At 33.8% G+C, this 20645-nt stretch carries 16 protein-coding genes; 5 read left to right on the plus strand and 11 right to left on the minus strand.

Annotated features, from left to right (window positions below; translation table 11 throughout):
• Positions 1–46: 46 nt before the first annotated feature.
• A complete protein-coding gene (locus EV145_RS21175) occupies positions 47–421 on the minus strand; it encodes a DoxX family membrane protein (protein ID WP_072975927.1) in 375 nt (124 codons plus the stop codon).
• A gap of 210 nt (positions 422–631) precedes the next feature.
• Positions 632–1525 (minus strand): DUF4349 domain-containing protein, encoded by an 894-nt coding sequence (locus EV145_RS21180; RefSeq protein WP_133527178.1) that lies wholly within the window; start codon positions 1523–1525, stop codon positions 632–634.
• 289 nt (positions 1526–1814) lie between these two features.
• On the opposite strand from EV145_RS21180, the gene EV145_RS21185 reads away from it, so the two are divergent.
• The 3 genes from EV145_RS21185 (at position 1815) to EV145_RS21195 (ending at position 6742) form a co-directional block, all read left to right on the plus strand.
• Complete coding sequence (locus EV145_RS21185) at positions 1815–3101, plus strand: anthranilate synthase component I family protein (RefSeq protein ID WP_133527179.1); 1287 nt, start codon at positions 1815–1817, stop codon at positions 3099–3101.
• A gap of 231 nt (positions 3102–3332) precedes the next feature.
• Positions 3333–4643 (plus strand): tRNA lysidine(34) synthetase TilS, encoded by a 1311-nt coding sequence (gene tilS / locus EV145_RS21190; RefSeq protein WP_133527180.1) that lies wholly within the window; start codon positions 3333–3335, stop codon positions 4641–4643.
• Positions 4643–6742, plus strand: a complete 2100-nt coding sequence (locus EV145_RS21195; RefSeq protein ID WP_133527181.1) for a protein-disulfide reductase DsbD family protein — start codon at positions 4643–4645, stop codon at positions 6740–6742. The genes tilS and EV145_RS21195 overlap by 1 nt, the downstream gene beginning before the upstream one ends.
• Before the next feature lie 450 nt (positions 6743–7192).
• On the opposite strand, the gene EV145_RS21200 is transcribed toward EV145_RS21195, so the two are convergent.
• From EV145_RS21200 to EV145_RS21210, 3 genes are all read right to left on the minus strand, one after another.
• On the minus strand, positions 7193–8518 hold the full coding sequence (locus EV145_RS21200) for an ammonium transporter (protein ID WP_133527182.1): 1326 nt from the start codon (positions 8516–8518) through the stop codon (positions 7193–7195).
• 338 nt (positions 8519–8856) lie between these two features.
• Positions 8857–10164, minus strand: coding sequence for an amidohydrolase family protein (locus EV145_RS21205; protein ID WP_133527183.1), 1308 nt, complete (start codon positions 10162–10164; stop codon positions 8857–8859).
• A 37-nt stretch (positions 10165–10201) separates the two neighbouring features.
• Entirely contained in the window at positions 10202–13201 is a 3000-nt protein-coding gene (locus EV145_RS21210) for an amidohydrolase family protein (RefSeq protein WP_133527184.1), read from the minus strand.
• 131 nt (positions 13202–13332) lie between these two features.
• Here EV145_RS21210 and EV145_RS21215 point away from each other — a divergent pair, with 131 nt between their 5' ends.
• Both EV145_RS21215 and EV145_RS21220 read left to right on the plus strand, forming a co-directional pair.
• Positions 13333–14310 (plus strand): Gfo/Idh/MocA family protein, encoded by a 978-nt coding sequence (locus EV145_RS21215; RefSeq protein ID WP_133527185.1) that lies wholly within the window; start codon positions 13333–13335, stop codon positions 14308–14310.
• A 79-nt stretch (positions 14311–14389) separates the two neighbouring features.
• Positions 14390–15925, plus strand: coding sequence for a YifB family Mg chelatase-like AAA ATPase (locus EV145_RS21220; RefSeq protein WP_133527186.1), 1536 nt, complete (start codon positions 14390–14392; stop codon positions 15923–15925).
• A gap of 151 nt (positions 15926–16076) precedes the next feature.
• Here EV145_RS21220 and EV145_RS21225 read toward each other — a convergent pair whose 3' ends face one another.
• From EV145_RS21225 to EV145_RS21250, 6 genes are all read right to left on the minus strand, one after another.
• Positions 16077–16574 carry an SRPBCC domain-containing protein gene (locus EV145_RS21225; RefSeq protein ID WP_133527187.1) on the minus strand — a complete coding sequence of 166 codons (498 nt, stop codon included), beginning with the start codon at positions 16572–16574 and terminating at the stop codon, positions 16077–16079.
• Positions 16575–16819: 245 nt separating this feature from the next.
• The gene (locus tag EV145_RS21230) at positions 16820–17320 is read right to left on the minus strand and encodes an SRPBCC domain-containing protein (RefSeq protein WP_133527188.1); all 501 of its coding nucleotides are present in this window, start codon (positions 17318–17320) and stop codon (positions 16820–16822) included.
• Positions 17310–17636, minus strand: a complete 327-nt coding sequence (locus tag EV145_RS21235; RefSeq protein ID WP_133527189.1) for an ArsR/SmtB family transcription factor — start codon at positions 17634–17636, stop codon at positions 17310–17312. The genes EV145_RS21230 and EV145_RS21235 overlap by 11 nt, the downstream gene beginning before the upstream one ends.
• Positions 17637–17871: 235 nt before the next feature.
• On the minus strand, positions 17872–18339 hold the full coding sequence (locus EV145_RS21240) for a DUF1572 domain-containing protein (RefSeq protein ID WP_133527190.1): 468 nt from the start codon (positions 18337–18339) through the stop codon (positions 17872–17874).
• Positions 18340–18463: 124 nt separating this feature from the next.
• On the minus strand, positions 18464–19636 hold the full coding sequence (locus EV145_RS21245; protein ID WP_133527191.1) for a DUF1624 domain-containing protein: 1173 nt from the start codon (positions 19634–19636) through the stop codon (positions 18464–18466).
• Between the two features lie 83 nt (positions 19637–19719).
• Positions 19720–20640: a hypothetical protein gene (locus EV145_RS21250; protein ID WP_133527192.1), complete on the minus strand. Its 921-nt coding sequence runs from the start codon at positions 20638–20640 to the stop codon at positions 19720–19722.
• Positions 20641–20645 lie beyond the last annotated feature (5 nt).

The raw sequence follows: 20645 nt of genomic DNA on the forward strand, positions 1-20645 counted from the left end.
AATTAAAAATTTGCCGGGTTTGTTATTTAAAGTTATACGGTGAAATTTATGCTTTGAAAACACTTTTATAATTATCCCAATATCTGTAAATCAAAAATAAATTAGCAAGGAATAATAACGCTGCAATCGGCAAACCTTCAGGAGCTAAAAAATAATTAATGAACAAAATGTTTACCGTAATAGGTAAGATCAAAATATTAGCCAATGTTACATAACGTCCTGTTACAAATGCAATTCCGCAAAGCAATTCAATTGATTTAGCCAACGGCATTAAATAAGTTGAAGCCATTAAACCTACGTTGAAGGCTTTAAAATTTCCTGTAGTTTCTGGTTCGGGCATTAGGTGGAAAAAATAACTGATCGAGGCAAAAAGCAGCAAAAGACCAATTAAAACACGGACAATAATTGTAGCAATTTTCATAATACTTAGGATTTTTAAATAAGTTAAAAAATATAAATAATCTGCTGGAAATCGTTTAACCTGAATTCTTACATAAAATGAAATTCAATTTTTAAGATCATTTTATTGAGAATTTTACAATCAAATTACTTTGTTTTTGGGATAAATTGAATGCTATATCAAATATAACGATTTTTTCATTATTAAATTGCTATTTTATTAACACTTTTCTTATTTCTTTCCGTATTTTTTATAGAGGAAAAATCCACCTAAACCAATCAGGATAAACGGCCACAGGTTTAAAAAGAAAACTAAAATAGCCTGTAAAATATACCAACCGCTTTTTAACGCATCAATAATCTGAATTCCTAAATTAGGTTTGTAAAATGCACTGTCTTTTTCGCCCGCAGTGATTTCCTGTTTGATGGTTTCATTTTGATAAAGCTGTAAAGTTACCGTGCTGAAATTAATCTGATCCTGCATCGATAAATTATCAATTGTTCGATTGTCATTAGCTTCTTTTTGATTGGCCAAAGTATTTTCGGCTTCCATAATATCATTTATTTTTTTGCCTTTTGTGTCAATTGCTTTTTCAACTCTTTTTTCTGAAACAGTGCTTCTTTTTTGGGAAAGCTGATTGGCAAGCAACTTCAGCGAAACATCATCGGCTTTGATAACTCTAAAATCTAAAAAGTCAATTTGCTTTGCTATACTTTTAATAACAGTATCAAGTTGGGTGTTGGGAACGCGGATAGTAATATTGTTTTCAACAGAGTATTTCGTAGTTTCTAAAGTGCTGTCCTGGCTAATTTTGGTTTTAATTTGATCGTGAATATTGCTTTGAAGATTCGTGTAGGTAACAAAACCTCCAAATTTTGCCACAGCATTTTCAATTGCATAAGTTGACTTGACGACATTTTTAACCTTGAATTTTATATCAGCAGTTCGGATGAATTTCTGCTTGCTGTCTTTTTGTACCACGGCTGCCGATGAGGAAACAGCTGTGCTGTCTGCCATCATTTTTAAATCTGCTGATTCTTCGGAAGCATAATCTGCTTTTTTGCAGGAAAATAGTAATGCGATAATCATCAAGGAAGTCAATCCTAATTTTGCAATTGTTTTCATAAAGGTTTTAAAATTTGATTCATAAATAACTCGCCTGTCTCTCAGGTTAGTTTTATTTTTAGCCACTCCCGATAGCTATCGGGATAAAAGATTAAATGGATTTTTTAATCTTGTTAATCTGTAAAATCTGTGGCATATTTTGAGAGTAGTTTTTTAATCAAATAGGCAAGAAAAGTTTTAATAATTAGCACTAATTCGATATACTAAAAAGTGTGCCAATATTTTTTCTAGATTACTTTATTGAAGGATTATTTTTGTCGTAATTTTGAGGCCTAAAATTTATACTTCTTTGAGAGTTTCAATTCATAAACATATTTCCAATCCAGAGCAGTTTAAAGAGCAACTTCTAACCTGGTCACAGCAATTTCGTGAAGTTGTTTTTTTAGACAGTAATTCGCATACGCAGCAATATTCAAGTTTTGATTGCGTAATGGCGGTAGACGCTTTAACTTCTTTAAAAACCGATTTCCAAAATGCTTTTGATGATTTAAAACAATATCAGCAAACCACTAAAGATTGGCTTTTTGGTTATCTTTCATATGATTTAAAAAATGATGTTGAAGTTTTAAAATCAGCTAATTTTGATGGATTAGATTTTCCAGATTTATTTTTCTTTCAGCCAAAAAAAATATTTGTTTTGAAAGGTGATCAACTTGAAATTCAATATTTATTGCTTTGTGATGATGAGGTTGAAGATGATTTTACTGAGATAGTCGAAAGTCAAAAGTCGAAAGTCGAAAGTGCCACATCTTTAAAAATTAAGCAACGCATTGCTAAAGATTCATATATTGAAAAAGTGAATAAAATGCTGGAGCATATTCATATTGGCGATATGTATGAAGCTAATTTCTGTATGGAGTTTTTTGCTGAAAATGCAGAAATACATCCGTTAGAAAAATTCCAAAAACTAAATGAAATTTCGCAGGCACCATTTTCGGTCTTCTTTAAAAATAACAAGCAATATTTGCTTTCGGCTTCGCCAGAAAGATATTTGAAAAAAGTTGGAGAAACTGTTGTTTCTCAGCCTATAAAAGGAACTTCAAAACGATCTTTAGATCCTATTGAAGATGAAAAATCAAAACAATTCCTGGAGTCAGATTCAAAAGAAAGAGCAGAAAATATCATGATAACCGATTTGGTCAGAAATGATTTATCGCACACGGCGCAAAAAGGTACAGTTGAGGTTGTAGAACTCTGCAAAATTTATTCGTTTCTGCAGGTTCACCAAATGATTTCGACTATAACTTCAAAAGTTGATCCTCAATATTCTCCGATTGATGTTTTAAAAACAACTTTTCCAATGGGAAGTATGACGGGCGCGCCAAAAATTTCGGTAATGAAAATCATCGAAAATCTTGAAGAAACCAAACGTGGTTTGTACAGCGGAGCAGTTGGTTATTTTACTCCCGAAGGCGATTTTGATTTTAATGTTGTAATCAGAAGTATTTTATATAATCAGGAAAATAAATATGTTTCATTTTCTGTAGGAAGCGCAATTACAGCACTTTCAGTTCCAGAAAAAGAATATGAAGAATGTTTGCTGAAAGCCAAAGCAATGCACGAAGTTTTACAGTAAAGATGGTTTGCCACGAATTACACTAATTTCCACAAATTATTTTTTTGCCACAGATTAAAAGATTTGCACAGATTTTTTTTTAATCATTTTATCCTTATAATCTGTGGCATTTTTTACATCAAATTGAAGAAAAAAATTAGTGAAAATTAGTGTAATTCGTGGCAAACAAAAAAATCACTGCTTAACATTTCATTTAAAAATAGATAAAATTTAATTTGTTACTTTTATCAAATGCTTTCAAAATTCCAAAACCATATCACATCCAGATTTCCATTTTTAGGCAATAAAAAGCTTTTTCTCGCTGTTAGCGGGGGCTTAGACAGTATGGTTTTACTGCATTTGTTTCAGCAGTTGCCTTATGAAATTGCGGTTTTGCATTGCAATTTTCAGCTTCGCGGTTTAGAAAGTTTTGGAGATCAAAATTTTATTCAGGAGTATTGCGATCAAAGTAATATCCGTGTTTTTATTACACAATTTGATACAGAGGCCTTCGCCAAAGATTATAAGCTTTCGATCCAAGTCGCAGCGCGTGAATTGAGATACAGCTGGTTTTATGAGCTTTTAGAAGAAAAAAACTTCGATTATATTCTGACCGCACATCATGCAGATGATAATCTGGAAACTTTTATTATCAATCTGACACGAGGAACCGGTTTAGATGGATTAACTGGAATTCCGGAGGAAAATGATAAAATTATTCGTCCGCTTTTGCCTTTTTCAAGAGAAGAAATTCTGAAATATGCCGAAGAAAATAAAATCGAATGGCGTGAAGACAGCAGTAATGCATCAAATAAATATATTCGAAATAAAATTCGTCATGACTTAATTCCGATTTTAAAGGAAATAAATCCGAACTTTTTGGATGCTTTTCAGAAAACACAATCTTATTTGCAGGAATCAAAGGAAATGGTTGAAGATGCTTCGATAATGATTTATCAGCAAGTGGCAAAAGAAAACGGAGATGATATCCATTTTGATTTGAATCAGCTTAAAAAACTACCTAATTATAAATCGTATTTATACCAATGGCTGAATGAATTTGGATTTTCGTCATGGAATGATATTTATGATTTAGTAGATAGACAATCAGGAAAACAGGTTTTTTCAGATGAATTTAGGTTATTAAAGAATCGGGAAACATTGATTTTGAGTCCGATTTCTGAAATCTCAGAAAAAGAAGAATTTGAGATTGCAGAAAATGAGACAGACGTTAATTTTCCCTTAAAATTGAGACTTTGTAACGTAGATCACATAACTATAGATTCAAATAAAGTTATATTTGTTGACGCTGAAAAAATCCGCTATCCCTTGATTTTACGTAAATGGAATGAAGGAGATGTTTTTCATCCGTTTGGAATGCAGGGAAAATCTAAAAAAGTGAGCAAGCTTTTTAAAGACGAAAAATTATCACTCATCGAAAAGGAAAAAACATGGATTTTATGTTCAGAAAATCAAATTGTCTGGATTATAGGCATAAGACAAGATGAGCGATTTAAAATAGAAAATACCACAAATAAAATACTTAAAATAGAACTGCAATAATGAACTTTAATCAATACCGTCAAGCGATAACGCTAAAAAATGTCTGGAGTAAATCTCTTTTATTTTTACTGTTTTTTCTTTTTTCTTTTGCAAAAAGCAATGCTCAAATTTTAGAGCCAGTAAAATGGACCTCAAAAATTGAAAAAAAAGCTGGAAACAATGCCGTATTAATTTTTGACGGAACGATTGAAAAAGACTGGCATATGTATTCGCAATTCACACCAGAAGGCGGTCCGCTGGCACTGGAAATTGCATTTAAAAATCAAAAAGGAAATTACGAATTAGTTGGTAAAGCCAAAGAAGGAAAGACTAAAACGGCTTTTAATGATGTTTTTGGTGTAAATGAAACTTTCTTTGAAGGAAAAGCACACATTGAACAAGAAATTAAAATTATAAACCCGAATTTAAAAACAGTTGATGTTGATTTTGATTTTCAGGTTTGTAAAGAAGTTTGCATCAATTCGAATAAAAAATTCTCGATTGCTATTCCGTCGACTTTCAATATGGAAGCAGTTCCAGCAATAACAGAAGCGAAAAAAGATGAAACAAAAGTTGCTGGAATCGCAGTAGATACAATTGCAAAAGCAACAGATACAGCAAAAGTTCAGGTAGTAAAATCTAATATAGAAGAACCGGTTTCAAAAGAAGATATGCCGGCACCTGTGCCTACGAGAAGCTTATGGTCGATCTTTTTTCTTGCTTTTTTAGGTGGTTTTGCCGCTTTATTGACGCCATGTGTTTTTCCAATGATTCCAATGACGGTAAGCTTTTTTACGAAGCAAAGTAAAAGCAGAGCAAAGGGAATTAGAAACGCAATTATATATGGATTTTCAATTATTGCTATTTACGTAATATTGGGTTTAATTGTAACTAAAATATTTGGCGCAGATGCCTTAAATGCATTATCTACAGATGTTTGGTTCAACTTGATATTCTTTGTGATTTTGGTTGTTTTTGCTACTTCGTTTTTAGGGGCATTCGAAATTATGCTTCCAAATTCATGGGCAAACAAAGCCGATCAGCAAGCTGATAAAGGCGGTATCATTGGTATATTATTCATGGCTCTGGCTTTAGCGATTGTATCTTTTTCTTGTACAGGGCCAATTGTTGGAACATTATTAGTGGATGCGGCTTCAAATGGAGGAATCGCTCCAGTTGTTGGAATGTTAGGATTTTCTTCGGCATTGGCACTTCCGTTTATGTTATTTGCGATGTTTCCAGGATGGTTAAATTCATTGCCAAAATCTGGTGGCTGGTTAAATACGGTAAAAGTCGTTTTAGGGTTTTTAGAATTGGCTTTAGCATTCAAATTTTTATCAAATGCCGATTTAGTACTTCAATTACATTTTTTAGAAAGAGAAGTTTTCTTAGCGATTTGGATTGCTATTTTTGGAACTCTTGCACTATATTTATTCGGAAAAATTACCTTGCCACACGATAGTCCGACACATCATATTTCGGTTGGAAGATTATCATTAGGATTACTTGTTTTAAGTTTTACAATTTATATGATTCCGGGACTATGGGGAGCGCCTTTAAAATTAATTAGTGCTTTTCCGCCACCTCAAACTTATAGTGAGAGTCCGTTTGGATTTGGGGGTTCTGCTAATGGAACAGCTGCAACTTCAGATATAAAAGGCTTGCCAGAAGGAGCTGAATTAGGTCCGCACGGAATAATGGTTTTTCATGATTATGAAGATGGATTGGCTTATGCAAAATCGATCAACAAACCAATTATGCTGGATTTTACCGGATATGCGTGTGTAAACTGCAGAAAAATGGAAAATAATGTTTGGTCAGATCCAACGGTTTTACCAATCTTAAAAAATGATGTTGTTTTGATTTCTCTTTATGTTGATGATAAAAGAGAATTGCCAAAAGAGGAACAATTTGTAACTAAAGCGGGAGATGAAATCATTACGGTAGGTGATAAGTGGACTGATTTTATGATTTCGAGATATAAAACAAACACACAGCCTTTATATGTTATTACAGATTTAGAAGGGAATAACTTGAACAGTTCAAAACCGACAATTAGTTATGTAAGTACAGAAGAATATTTGCATTGGTTGAAAGAAGGAATTTCTAATTTTAAATAAGATTTTTGGTTCTTAGTTGTTAGTCCTTAGTCCTTAGTTCTTAGTCCTTAGTCCTTAGTAATTAGTTGTTAGTTGTTAATTCTTAGTTGTTAGTTCTTAGTCTTTTTTCTAATGAAACTAATGATTAATAAGTTAGACTAGGTAAGAAGTGAAATAACTAATTATTAATCATTTTTAAAAACATAGCCCGCGGTTTCAACCGCGGGAACATAATCTATTGAGCCTATATTCTTTGCGCCTCCACGGTTGAAACTGCGGTAATATGACCAATATCAAACCTCTATCCTATGCGTCCCCACGGTTGAAACCGCGGGTTATGTTTTAAGAAGTTTGTGTTTGTAATATTTTGCTGATATGAAGTTTTGTTCTAAAATCTACAATAAACAAAAATCCCTCTAAGCTAACTTAGAGGGATTTTTTATGAAGGCAAAAAGAGGAAATTCTTTTTTATTATAAGTATTCTCCGTGTTGAGAAATATCTAATCCTAATTCTTCTTTTTCTTCCGTAACTCTTAGTGGAGTTATTTTGTTTACAATGAAGAATAAAGCATAAGAAGCTCCAAAAGCAAAGATTGATACGATAACTAATGCTTTTAATTGTATTAAGAATAAAGTGGCATCACCAAAAATTAATCCTTGATTATCACCAACAATTGAGTTTACACTTTTAGAAGCAAAAACTCCAGTTAAAAGCATTCCTACCATACCGCCAACACCGTGACAAGCAAATACATCAAGAGCATCGTCAATTTTTCCTTTAGGGAATTTGCTAACTACAAGATTACTGATAACAGCAGCGATAATACCAATTGCTAATGCATGAGGAATACTTACGAAACCTGCAGCAGGAGTAATGGCTACTAATCCTACAACAGCACCAATACAAGCACCCATTGCAGATAATTTGTGTCCTAATATTTTATCAAGGAAAACCCATGCCATAGCAGCAGATGCAGCAGCGATTGTTGTAGTTCCTAAAGCCTGTGCAGCAAGACTTCCAGCTCCAACTGCAGAACCTGCGTTGAAACCAAACCATCCAAACCATAATAAACCTGTACCTAATAATACATAAGTGATTCTAGCAGGATTTACTTTTTGAACTTTACGTTTTCCTAAGAAAATTGCTCCAGCCAAAGCAGCCCATCCAGCACTCATGTGTACTACAGTACCACCAGCGAAGTCAAGAACTCCCCATCCAAAGAACAAACCGTCAGGATGCCAAGTCATGTGGCATAATGGAGCGTATACGAATAAGATAAATAAAACCATGAATAATAAGTAAGCCCAGAAACGTACACGTTCAGCAAAAGCTCCTGTAATTAAAGCTGGAGTAATGATCGCGAATTTTGCCTGGAATAGAGCAAAAAGAATCATTGGAATTGTTGGAGCTAGTTCCCACGCCGTGTTTGCGCTTACTCCTTGAAAAAATATATTTGAAGAAGGATCTCCTATAAAACCGCCTATAGTTGGTCCAAAACATAATCCGAATCCAATTACTACCCAAAGAACTGTTACAATTACCATTGCCATGAAACTTTGAAGCATTGTGCTGATTACGTTTTTCTTGCCTACCATACCTCCATAGAAAAATCCTAATCCTGGAGTCATTAATAATACAAAAGCTGTAGCAACAACCATCCATGCTGTGTCACCCGTGTCTAATTTTAATTCGACAACGTGGGCGCCTAATGTTTTTGATTCAGTAACAAATGAGATAGAAAAAATAGATAGTAACAAAATCGTGATGAGGATCACACTTAAAATAATTTTTCGCATAGTTATTTAGTTTTAAATTTTTTATAAAAGTATAAAATCAATTGACACCCCTATAAAAAATAGAGTCTAATGTTTAATTTTTGTTAATTTTTAAATTTGACCCCCTAAATTTTGCGTGTATTTCTTAAAATAGACTTAAATTTTACAATTTATTAAAGTTAAAATGGGCAAAACACATAATTTCTGCAATTTGAGATGAAAAAAAGATAATATTATTCTTAAAATTGTAATTTTTTCTCTTCAAATAATTATTTGAACGTTTAAATTGTTTGGTTTAAATAAAAAACGGCATCAATTGAGTATTTCAAAAGATGCCGTTTTTTACGAAAAGAAAGTTTCTATTTCTGATTGAACTTTTCTTTGAATTTTCTATTTAATTTATTCTGGAAAGTATCTAGATTGATCAATCTTCCTTGAATAAAAGCAGTTGTAAGTTTGTTTGTTCTCATGTCTAAAGCATCTCCTTCAGAAATAAACAAAGTTGCGTCTTTGCCCGTTTCTAATGAGCCGCAAGTAGTGTCAACATTCAATAATTTTGCAGTATTTAGTGTAATAAGCTGTACAGCAATTTCTTTGTCTAAGCCAAAAGCAGCACAAGTTCCTGCTAAGAATGGCAGGTTTCGTACACTCATACGCTCGTGATCACCACTATTTTCTAAACCAACAACAATACCTTTGTCGGTAAGTATTTTTGCCATTTTATAAGGCAGGTTTACATCTTGGTCAGCGCTTGTTGGCATATCATGAACACGTCTTAAAAGAACACCAACATTATATTTTAATAATGAAGCAGTTGCTTTGTAAGCTTCAAATCCGCCAACGATCACAATCTTTTTGATTTGATTGTCTGCTGCTAATTGAATAGCATCTACAATTTGTTTTTCTTCATCAGCATGAATGTAAAGTGTTTGCGTTCCGTCAAATAAACCTTTTGTAGCTTCTAGAACTAGATTTCTTTCTTTCGGAGTTGTTTGATTGTATGCTTTTGCGTTGATTAAAAAGGCATTTATTTCTTCGGCCTGTTTTGGATAATCTTTATTTGGCTCAATAACTCCCGGCTCAAACCAAGATCCAGATCTCCTGAAACTAGAAGGGAAATTCAAATGAATTCCGTCATTTTCTTTCAAAATTGCATCTTTCCAGCTCCATGCATCTAATTGTACAATGGATGAAGTACCAGAAATTGTGCCGCCACGTGGCGTAACCTGAGCTACTAAAACACCATTTGGACGAACAGTTTCTACTACTTTCGATTCAGAGTTATAAGCAATAATACTTCTAACATTTGGGTTGAAAGTTCCAATTTCTTCTTCGTCATCAGATGATTTTACAGCATCAATTTCAACTAATCCCAAAGTTGTATTTGCAGCAATAAATCCAGGATATATATGTTTTCCTGAAGCATCAATTGTCGTGTCATAAGCATCAGCGGCAAGTCTTATTGTTGTTGCATCGGCTACTAAAGTAATTTTCCCGTCTTTAAAACCAATGGCACTGTTTTGAATCACTTTTCCGTTGCCCAAGTGTGCAGTAGCATTTAAAATCAAAACCGATTTAGATTGCTTTGGCGCCGGTATTTGCTGTGCATTTATTTGTACAGAAGCACAAAATAACAACAGCAGTTTATATATGTTTTTATTTATCATGTTGTCTCTTTTTATCATTATGAATTTTCTAAAGCTCTTATAACTGTTCTAAAGTATCACAGTGATATTCTTTTTTCTCTTTTCTTGTTGGTGCCTGAGTACTATTCCCTTTGTTTTTTTCCTGCAGCATTTGTCCAATCAATTGATTTCTTTCTTTAGTGATAGCCAATTGTTTCTGAGCATCTTTTTCGATATCAAAATAAACTACACCTTCAATAATTGTTTTTTCAGCTTTAGCATAAATAGACAATGGATTTTCGCTCCATAAAACAACATCGGCATCTTTTCCAACTTTTAAGCTTCCTACTTTATCATCAATATGTAATAATTTTGCAGGATTTAAAGTGACAAATTTCCAAGCATCTTCTTCAGATATGTTTCCGTATTTTACCGCTTTTGCCGCTTCTTGATTTAATCTACGAGACATTTCGGCATCATCAGAGTTGTAAGCAACTACTAAACCTTCATTGTGCATAATTGGTCCGTTGTACGGAATCGCATCATTAACCTCAAATTTATAAGCCCACCAGTCAGAGAATGTTGAAGCTCCAACTCCGTGTTCTTTCATTTTGTCAGCCACTTTATAACCTTCTAAAATGTGTGTGAAAGTATTCACTCTAAAGTTGAATTTCTCAGCAACATTCATCAGCATTAAAATTTCTGACTCTACATAAGAGTGACATGTAATGAAACGTTCTTTGTTTAAAATTTCAGCAAGAGTTTGTAATTCTAAATCCACTCTTGGCGCTTTTCCTTTTTTGTTTCCAGCGTTGAATTTTTTCCAGTTTTCGTCATATTCTTTTGCTAATTGAAAATAATCTGTAAAAACTTGTTCAACTCCCATTCTGGTTTGTGGGAAACGAGTTGGATTATCAATTCCCCAGTTTGCTTGTTTTACGTTTTCACCCAAAGCAAACTTGATGAATTTAGGCTGATTTTTGTATAACATTTCATCTGCAGCAGCACCCCATTTCCATTTTACAATTGCAGATCGGCCACCAATTGGGTTTGCAGAACCGTGTAGTAATTGTGAAATTGTTACCCCTCCAGCTAAATCTCTATAAATATTAATGTCTTCTGAGTTTACAACATCCTGAATCGTAACTTCGGCAGTTGAGTTGTGGCCGCTTTCGTTCACACCTTTAGAAATGGCAATATGCGAGTGCTCATCAATAATACCGCTTGTAATGTGTTTTCCTTTTGCATCAATCACAGTTGCGCCTGCATCAGAAAGATTTTTGCCTACAGCAGCGATTTTTCCATTTTTAATCAAAACATCAGCTTCTGTTAGAATTCCTTCTTTTTCATTGGTCCAAACTGTAGCATTTTTGAATAATAAAGTCTGAGCCGTTTGTTTTTTAGTATCACCAAAAGCAACGTTTGGATACGTTACAGGCATGATTGGGTTTGGTTTTTCTGGTTTAACAGTATCTTTTACAGCAACAAACGGACTTGTTTTTACTGCATTCCAAACTAATTCATCTCCGTTTGATAAAACCGCTTTTCCAGATAAAACATCTGCTTTTTCAACAAAACCAGTTAAACGTGTAAAACTTGATTTTATAGTATCTGCTGGTTTGATTACAAGAGAAACCCAGTTTTTAGCAATAGCAAAAGTGCTTTTTACTTTTTTAGCATCAACGGTTGTGATTTCAGATTTTTGAGCTTCAGCAGTTCCGTCAATTTTCCATTTGTATGTATCTTTTCCAACCGTTAAGTCGTAATTACCGCGGATGTCTTTTGCGTTGATATCATTTACTATAAATTTGCTTCCTTGAACCCAGTTTTCAAATAACACTGTTTTCTCGTCAAAAATTTCTCCAGAAGTAATAATAAAGTTGGCATAACTTCCTGTTTTCAAACTTCCTACTTCGTCGCTTTTTCCTAAAATAGCCGCCGGAATAGTAGTTAAAGCTTCTAAAGCTTTTGTTTTATCAAAACCGTATTTTATTGCTTTTAATAAATTCGGTTTAAAATCCTCGATTTTCTTTAATTTGTCGGTCGTTAACGCAAAAACAATTCCGTTGTCCGAAAGCACTTTTAAGTTAGTTGGCGCCTGATTCCAGAAACGCATATCAGCCAATTCAATTTGGTTTGATAAATACGGATTCGAAACATCATAAGCATCTGGGAAACTTATCGGAATAATAAATTTTGCATTCGTGCCTTTGATTTCTTCAATTCTTTCGAATTCATTTCCGCTTCCTTTTAAAACGTAGTTTAAACCAAATTCTTTTGCAATTTTTGAAGCTCTTAAACTGTTTAATTTATCTTCTGTTGCAAAAATCTGAACTAGTTTTTCATTGTTTGCCAATGCTTCTAACGATAAATCTTTAGTTTCAGAATTTCCTTTTTTGTACCAGTCTAAATCCAGGTACATTTGGCGAAGTAAAGCCATCATACCCATTAAAGAACTTGGATATTGCTGATTTGTCAAGGCACTTCTAGAAAAAGCAAAGTGATTTGTTAATTTGTTTGAAATGATTTGTTTCGAGTTGTTTTCGTTGTTTAAGGCAACTAAAGCTCCAGATCCCTGAGCGATTCCGTCAGGTACGTGGGTTCCAACAACACCAAAACCAGCTTTCAAAAACTCATCTGCTTTTGGCTGGTCGTATTTAAAAGTTTCATAACCGTTTACTTCAGGTCTTACGCTTTCGTTCCAGTAAAAACCCGTTCTTTTTGTATCGTAAAGAGGGTTACGGCTGCGTCCTGGAGTTACATTTGCTTTTGGTTTTTCGATTCCAAAATTGGTGTAAATATCAATAAATGATGGGTAAATTGTTTTTCCTGTTAGATCAATTGTGATGCTGTTTTTTGGAATTGCAACAGTAGTTCCAACAGAAATTACTTTTCCATCTTGGATAAGTAAAGTTCCTTTTTCAATTTTTTGTGTTGGAGAAACATAAATAGTGGCATTTGTAAAAACAGTGTAATTTTTACTTTTGTTGTGCACACTTTCATTAACAGGGAAATAGTCTTGAGCATACGTTTTTGTTAAAAAAACACTCAAAAAGAGTAGTAGTAGGGCTTTTTTCATATGGTATTTGCTAATTTGTTGCTAAAAATATGAAATATATGTTATACAAGTTTTATTTTTTTGAAATGTTTTTTCGCTACTTTAGATGAAGATTTAAGTAAACCGCTGCTATATAGCGTATAAGATTCAATATGAAGAATTTAGAAAAAATAAAGTGGGGAATTGTTGGTTTAGGAAATATAGCCAATCAATTTGCGACAGATTTATTGTTGCTGGAAGATGCGGAATTGACGGCAGTTGCTTCTAGAAGTAGTTTTAAAGCAAATGATTTTGCCCAAAAGTACAATTGTTCAAAAGCTTATGATTCGTATGAAGCACTTTTTGCCGATGAAGAAGTGGAAATTATATACATTGCCACACCGCACGATTCACATGCTGAATTATCTATTAAAGCATTAGAAGCTGGGAAACATGTTTTATGTGAAAAACCAATTGCGCTTTCTTATTCAGATGCTGTTCGAATGATTGAAGCTTCTAAAAAGAATAATAAGTTTTTTATGGAAGCTTTCTGGACGCGTTTTATTCCTGCAGTAAAGGAAGTTTTGAAAAAAGTAGAAAACGGAGAAATTGGGGAAGTAAAATATATAAATGCTGATTTTGCTTTTCGCGGAAGTGAAACCGAAAATCTCAGACTTTTTGATAAAAAATTGGGTGGAGGCGCATTGTTTGATATTGGCGTTTACCCATTATTTCTGTCTTACATACTATTAGGAAACCCGAAGGAAATAGTTGCGAAAGCCATAAAACATAAAAATGATATTGATTTGCAGACTTCTATGATTTTGCAATATGAAAAAGCGCAATCGATTTTGCATTCTTCAATAGTTTTCGATTCTGATATGAAAGCAACTATTGCTGGAACCAAAGGAAGAATCGAGCTCAATTCGCCTTGGTTTGTCGCCGATGGTTATACTTTATATATAGATGAAGAAAAAGAAGCTGTAATCAGTTTGCCGGTTCTAGGAAAAGGATATTCACATGAAATTATTGAATGTCATAATTGTATTCGAAATAGTCAAATTGAAAGCCAGTTTTGGTCGTATCAAAACAGTTTGGATTTGAGTAAAATTGTTGATGAAATTAAAATTCAGATCCAGCTTCCGTTTTAATTTAATTTTTTTTGTAATAAAATATTTACAATAATTATTTTTTCATTAGATTTAAAAATCATTAAATGAAAGAATAATTATGTTAGTAAAAGTTTACGGAAGTGCTGTTTTTGGAGTTGAAGCAACCACAATTACGATTGAGGTGCATATGGATAAAGGGATTGGTTATCATTTAGTTGGACTTCCAGATAATGCAATAAAAGAAAGCAGTTTTAGAATTGCAGCCGCTTTAAAAAATAACGGATTAAGTCTTCCGGGGAAAAAAATAACCATAAATATGGCTCCCGCCGACCTGAGAAAAGAAGGTTCAGCATACGATTTACCACTTGCAATGGGAATATTAGTGGGGTCTGACCAAATAAAAGCACCCGAAATTGAACAATATATTATTATGGGCGAACTTTCGTTAGACGGAAGTTTACAGCCTATTCGTGGTGCATTGCCCATTGCAATAAAAGCAAAAGAAGAAGGCTACAAAGGATTTTTTCTGCCAATTCAAAATGTAAAAGAAGCAGCAATTGTGGCCGGGCTTGATGTTTATGGTGTTTCCAATTTGCAAGAAATAATACATTTCTTTAAAGGAAAAGGAACGCTTCAGCCAACAGTAATTGACACTCGCACCGAATTTTACAAAACACTCGATTTCCCTGAGCATGATTTTTCAGATGTTCGAGGTCAGGAAAGCATCAAACGTTGTATGGAAATTGCTGCTGCCGGTGGTCATAATATCATTTTAATTGGACCGCCGGGAGCCGGAAAAACAATGCTGGCAAAACGTGTCCCAAGTATTCTGCCTCCAATGACTTTGCGTGAAGCACTTGAAACAACTAAAATTCATAGTGTTGCCGGAAAATTGAAGGAAGTCGGTTTAATGAATCAGCGACCGTTTAGGAGTCCGCATCACACAATTTCGAATGTTGCGCTTGTCGGAGGAGGAAGTTATCCACAACCGGGCGAAATTTCAATGGCGCACAATGGCGTTTTATTTCTCGACGAATTGCCGGAATTTAAACGCGACGTTTTAGAAGTAATGCGTCAACCGCTCGAAGATCGTGAAGTGACCATTTCAAGAGCTAAATTTACCGTAACGTATCCATCATCTTTTATGTTGGTGGCGAGTATGAATCCAAGTCCGAGTGGTTTTTTCAACGATCCGAGCATGCCAAATACTTCTTCACCGCACGAAATGCAACGTTATATGAGTAAAATATCGGGACCGCTTTTAGACCGAATTGACATTCATATTGAAGTGACGCCCGTTCCTTTTGAAAAACTGGCAGATGACCGAAAAGCCGAAAGCAGTGTCGAAATCAGAAAACGTGTTACTGCAGCAAGGGAAATTCAGACCGTGCGATTTCAAGAAATTGAAAACATACATTACAATGCCCAAATGAGCAGTAAATTGATTCGTGAATTTTGCGCATTAGATGAACAGTCAAAAGAACTGCTCAAAACCGCAATGGAAAGACTGAATCTTTCTGCACGAGCCTACGACAGGATTTTGAAAGTAGCAAGAACAATCGCCGATTTAGACAACGCACCCGCCATAGTTTCCCAGCACATCGCCGAAGCTATTCAATACAGAAGTTTAGATCGTGAAGGATGGCTGGGGTAATTGTGAATTGTTATTTATAAATTGTGAATTGTAAAACCGATTGTCACCCTGAGCGGAGTCGAAGGGCGCTCCAATAGGAACGCGGGCTTCGACTTCGCTCAGTCTGACAATTAAACTTGAAACTTGAATATTTCAAAATATTAGAATACCATTATTTCGCTTCAAAAATTTTATCCAAGCCTTCCATCGCAATCGTAAAACCTTCTTTAAAGCCCATTGCAATAATTTGTTCAAGATCGGCTAAATTTTTGTGTTTAATAGCGATGTCAACAAAAGTAGAATCACCATTTTCAGAAAAATTCACATCCCAGTCAGAACGCGGAAAATCGACATTTAAATTTCCTTCGCTGTCGCTGAAAGCATCCAGATATTTAAAATTTGTTTTCGGCGTTATCGAAGTAAAATCGGCAATAGCCCAATGTTCTTCGCCTTCAGGACCAACCATAGCATAAAGTCGGCGTCCACCTTCTTTAAATTCCATACTTTTTGTTCGGGCTTTCCATGGCGCTGGTGCCCACCATTGATCTAGGATTTCTGGTTCTGTCCATGCCGACCAAACATTTGATAATGACGCGCCAAATTCACGTTTTACATTCACCGTATTGGTTTCTTTATCTACAGTAAAATTCATTAAAAAATTTGATTTCATATTTTTTCAGTTTTTAAAAACATTAGTATTAAGTTAAATTCGCTGGGTGTAATTCAAAAAAAACAATTTAACACATAGAAACATAGTTTTGAATCTGTATAAAAGAATACCAAAAGAAACTCGGTTTCTCACATATAGCTATGTTTGTTATTGCAAAGTGAAATGCCTTTTACAAGTTTAGAAAATCTATGAATCTATGTGTTTAAAATTAATTGCACTCAACGAGTTAAGTCAAGAAGAAAAGTTTATTTTTTTGCTTCAAGTATTTTATCCAAACCTTTCAGCGCACTTGTAAATCCTTCTTTAAAGCCCATTGCAATAATTTGTTCAATTTCTTCTAAAGTGTCGCGCTTAATTAAAATATCAACAACGGTCAGTTCGCCTTCTTCAGAAAAAGTAATATCCCAAAGCGAACTTCCAAAATTCGGAATCGGATTTTCATCAGCATCGCAAAATGTAGAAGTATGTTTGAAATTCGTTTTTGGCGAAATAGAAGTATATTCAAAAAAGCTCCAGCGTTCATCGCCTTCAGGACTTACCATGGCATATAATCGGCGTCCGCCTTCTTTAAATTCCATTTTTTTTGTTTTTGATTTGAAAGGGGCCGGCGCCCACCATTGGTCGAGGATTTCTGGTTCTGTCCAGGCAGACCAAACATTTGACAATGGCGCGTTAAATTCGCGTTTCACATTTACGCTTTTATTTTCCTTATCTACGGAAAAATTCATGATAAGATCAGATTTCATTTTCTTTAGATTTTAAATTCATTAATACTTGGTCCAATTGACTAAAACGGCTTTCCCAAATTTTCTTGAATTGCTCCAGCCAGTGATCTATTTCTTTCATCTTGTCGATTTTGAGTTGATAATAAATTTCTCTTCCCATTTTTTTTTCGTCAAGTAATTCGCATTCATTCAAGATTTTAATATGTTTCGAAACCGCCTGTCTCGTTGTATTAAATTGTTCTGCAATTGCATTTGGTGTCAATGCATTGGCAGAAATCAAAACCAAAATAGCTCTTCGTGTCGGATCGGCAATTGCCTGAAAAATATCTCGTTTCATCTTAAAAATAAAATTACGCAACTAATTAGTTGCAAATATACGCAACTTTTTGGTTGCGCAATGATAAAAAGATATTTTTTTATTTTGAAAAGATCGTAAACAAAAAAAGACGCATCGAAAATGCGCCTTTTTTTCTGTTTTCGTGTTACATAATTAGTGTCTAAATTTATTTCTCACAAGATCTTTTCCAATATGTTTCTTATAGGTTTTAAAGAAAATTTTACATCAAGGCTTTTTAAACGTTAAGCTGTTTTTTAATTAATACAATTTGGCCTAAATGATAATAACTATGTTCAATCATAGCTTCGATGTTTCTTTTGTAGGTCCCGTATTTGGCATCTACAAAAACATCATCGATTTTTTCATCGGTCATTTTTTCAACCAATGAAGCAAATTCTTCGGAATCATTCCAAAATTTGGTTAGAAAAATATCCCATTGTTCTTGCGAATGAATAGGAGGAAATTCAAAGCTAAATTGATCTTTTATATCCAATGTTCCGCCTCTAAAGACTTGATTTATTCCATTAATGTAATAATGAATATGCTGCGCCAAAGCCGCAATCGTATTTAAATTTTGAATCGGGCTAACCGCAATTTTCCAGTCTAGATTTTCGAGTTGGTCTTTAAAATTGGTATTAGCAATCCAAGTTCCGTTTAAGATAACTTCTCTAAAACGATTAGCAATTTCTATCGTATTTTTCATTTTAATTAAGTTTATATAGAAAAATTCAAAATGCTAATATAAAAAAATTGTAAAAAATTTGACTGTTTTTTATTGCCGTTGTAGAGGTTGGCTACAGTGCAACTTTCTCATTATGTTTGTATTATCAAATGTATTTCAGCCACCAATGTTGGTTTTCAGCCTTATATTTTCCAAACCATTGACAAGGTTTATACAGAATGGCCACAACAAAAATCCACATTAAATAAATTCCCCAAAGAGGCAAACCGTTTTCAATATTTCTTGATCTTCCAAATGCTCCCGAAGCAAATTCTATTTGCGACCAACTGAAACCTTGCGCAAAAAGCATAATTACAGTTAGAATATGAATGACATAAAAATGAACAATAAAATAAAACAAAGGCACTCTTCCATAAACCAAAGCTACTTTTTTTATTGTATTGTGAAATTGATCGGCAAAGGCAAGAAGCAAAAACATAATACCTAAATTAAGCAAACAAAATAGGAGTGAAGGCGGGTATTTGGTGACATTGATGAAAGACAAAAAAGTAAAAACAGCATCTTTTTGAAGATGCCACAATGCTGGATCGCCATAAATATTCAAGAAGCGAATCCCGACAAATAAAACTAAAGCACTACAGCCAATTTTAATAAATAGTTTTTTTCTTTTTTTAGCTTCCAGTTCAAAGAATTTTCCGCTGGCAAACCCAACAAGCATAATTCCCAGCCATTGCAATGGCGGATAGGCCATGATAAATACTCTTCCTAATAAAGGATTGCCAAATGGAGTTCCAAACGGACTTATGAATGACGTTAAAACTGGAGGCAATTCCAAATTTTGCGAAATCACAATAAAAGGCAAAAGATTATGGAGAATTAAAATGGAGAGGCCAATAATTCCTAATATTCTGGATGGAATTTTCAGTAACAATCCTAAAATTATAAATCCAAAACCTATTGTGGCTATTACTTCAAATAAAAGCGTGTGAAAACCGATATCGAAGTATAATCCGAAATTGAAAATTGTAAATTCAAGGAAGATTAGCCAAAAACCTCTTTTTAATAAATGCTGTCTTGTTTCGGCTAAATTATTTTTGTTTTGAAAGGAAAGATAAACTGAAGTTCCCGCCAGAAAAACAAAAGTTGGTGCACATAAATAAGTAATCCAGCGTGTAAAAAATAACCAAGGTGTGGTTGTTGATAAATCAGTCGGAGTCTGTGTAAGCGAGTCGACATGCATTAAATCCCGAACATGATCGAGAGCCATAATAATCATTACAATTCCTCGAACAATATCTATTGATGGCAGCCTTTTCATGGTTTTCTGATTTTTTATATTCTTAAAAGTAAACTTATTTAGACTATTAATTAAAACTATTTTCAGGAAAGAATTTATCTCTATTAATAAGGCAAAGTGAAAGTAATCCAGTTAATGAGCAATCCAATCGAAAATGAAACCATATTGCAGATCATAGAAACCAGTAATGCTTTTTTATATTCTATTTTCAATAATTTGTAAATAATAACCGATTCAACCAGAACTGCAAAACATTCACTTACTGTAATATAAGGAATTCTGGATTGGATAAAAGCCGGAAAAACAAACCAAACGTATGGTAGCGTTGCAAATGATGCTATAATTCCGGTAAATAGTAAAAGTTTATTTGTAATTGTTGCCTCTTTGTATTTCGTTTTAAAGAAAAGAAATAAAATACAAGTTTCTATAAATAGGGTTAGCAGTAAAGCTTTTAGAAAACTTAAGACTTGTATATCGGGATAAATTTCAACTACTTCGGGATTGTTTTTTTGTTTTCTGTGACGTTCTGGAAACGGGTAATTTTTTAATGTAACAGGTCTTCCATCGCTGTAACTAATAATTTCTTTGCATTTATAAAGCTCAAAATTAGTATTGGTAATTTCGACAATTTCATAATATTCTGTAATAGATGATATTGGATCATCATTATCGACGTAACTTTCACCGACAGGAATCGAAATGGAAGATTCTAAAATATTTCGATCATTGAGCCATTGTGCAGAGCCTTTACTAAATTTTTCAATATACGCCCTTGGAGTAGCCATAATATAAAGCGCATTGAATTTGTAACCCTTCTCAATACAATCTTTAGAATTTATAAGATAAGCTTCAATTCCTTTTTTGGTTGGACTTTGAATACAGGCAAAAATGCCATAATCAGGAAAGGCATCTATATTTATAATTTTGGCGCATCTCTGAACATAGTGCGAATTTGGAGGAACAACATCGCAATAAGAAGGTTGAAAAAACAACAATAAAACGATAGAGAATAGTAGGTTTTTCATGTGGT

Origin of the sequence: Flavobacterium sp. 245, from assembly GCF_004362055.1 — a bacterium.
In the GTDB taxonomy this organism is placed as follows: domain Bacteria; phylum Bacteroidota; class Bacteroidia; order Flavobacteriales; family Flavobacteriaceae; genus Flavobacterium.

Coding starts and splice junctions, on each gene's coding strand:
- EV145_RS21200 (WP_133527182.1), bottom strand. CDS start 8,518: ATGCGAAAAATTATTTTAAGTGTGATCCTCATCACGATTTTGTTACTA.
- EV145_RS21230 (WP_133527188.1), bottom strand. CDS start 17,320: ATGAAATCTGATCTTATCATGAATTTTTCCGTAGATAAGGAAAATAAA.
- tilS (WP_133527180.1), top strand. CDS start 3,333: ATGCTTTCAAAATTCCAAAACCATATCACATCCAGATTTCCATTTTTA.
- EV145_RS21205 (WP_133527183.1), bottom strand. CDS start 10,164: ATGATAAATAAAAACATATATAAACTGCTGTTGTTATTTTGTGCTTCT.
- EV145_RS21225 (WP_133527187.1), bottom strand. CDS start 16,574: ATGAAATCAAATTTTTTAATGAATTTTACTGTAGATAAAGAAACCAAT.
- EV145_RS21235 (WP_133527189.1), bottom strand. CDS start 17,636: ATGAAACGAGATATTTTTCAGGCAATTGCCGATCCGACACGAAGAGCT.
- EV145_RS21215 (WP_133527185.1), top strand. CDS start 13,333: ATGAAGAATTTAGAAAAAATAAAGTGGGGAATTGTTGGTTTAGGAAAT.
- EV145_RS21180 (WP_133527178.1), bottom strand. CDS start 1,525: ATGAAAACAATTGCAAAATTAGGATTGACTTCCTTGATGATTATCGCA.
- EV145_RS21210 (WP_133527184.1), bottom strand. CDS start 13,201: ATGAAAAAAGCCCTACTACTACTCTTTTTGAGTGTTTTTTTAACAAAA.
- EV145_RS21250 (WP_133527192.1), bottom strand. CDS start 20,640: ATGAAAAACCTACTATTCTCTATCGTTTTATTGTTGTTTTTTCAACCT.
- EV145_RS21195 (WP_133527181.1), top strand. CDS start 4,643: ATGAACTTTAATCAATACCGTCAAGCGATAACGCTAAAAAATGTCTGG.
- EV145_RS21175 (WP_072975927.1), bottom strand. CDS start 421: ATGAAAATTGCTACAATTATTGTCCGTGTTTTAATTGGTCTTTTGCTG.
- EV145_RS21220 (WP_133527186.1), top strand. CDS start 14,390: ATGTTAGTAAAAGTTTACGGAAGTGCTGTTTTTGGAGTTGAAGCAACC.
- EV145_RS21240 (WP_133527190.1), bottom strand. CDS start 18,339: ATGAAAAATACGATAGAAATTGCTAATCGTTTTAGAGAAGTTATCTTA.
- EV145_RS21245 (WP_133527191.1), bottom strand. CDS start 19,636: ATGAAAAGGCTGCCATCAATAGATATTGTTCGAGGAATTGTAATGATT.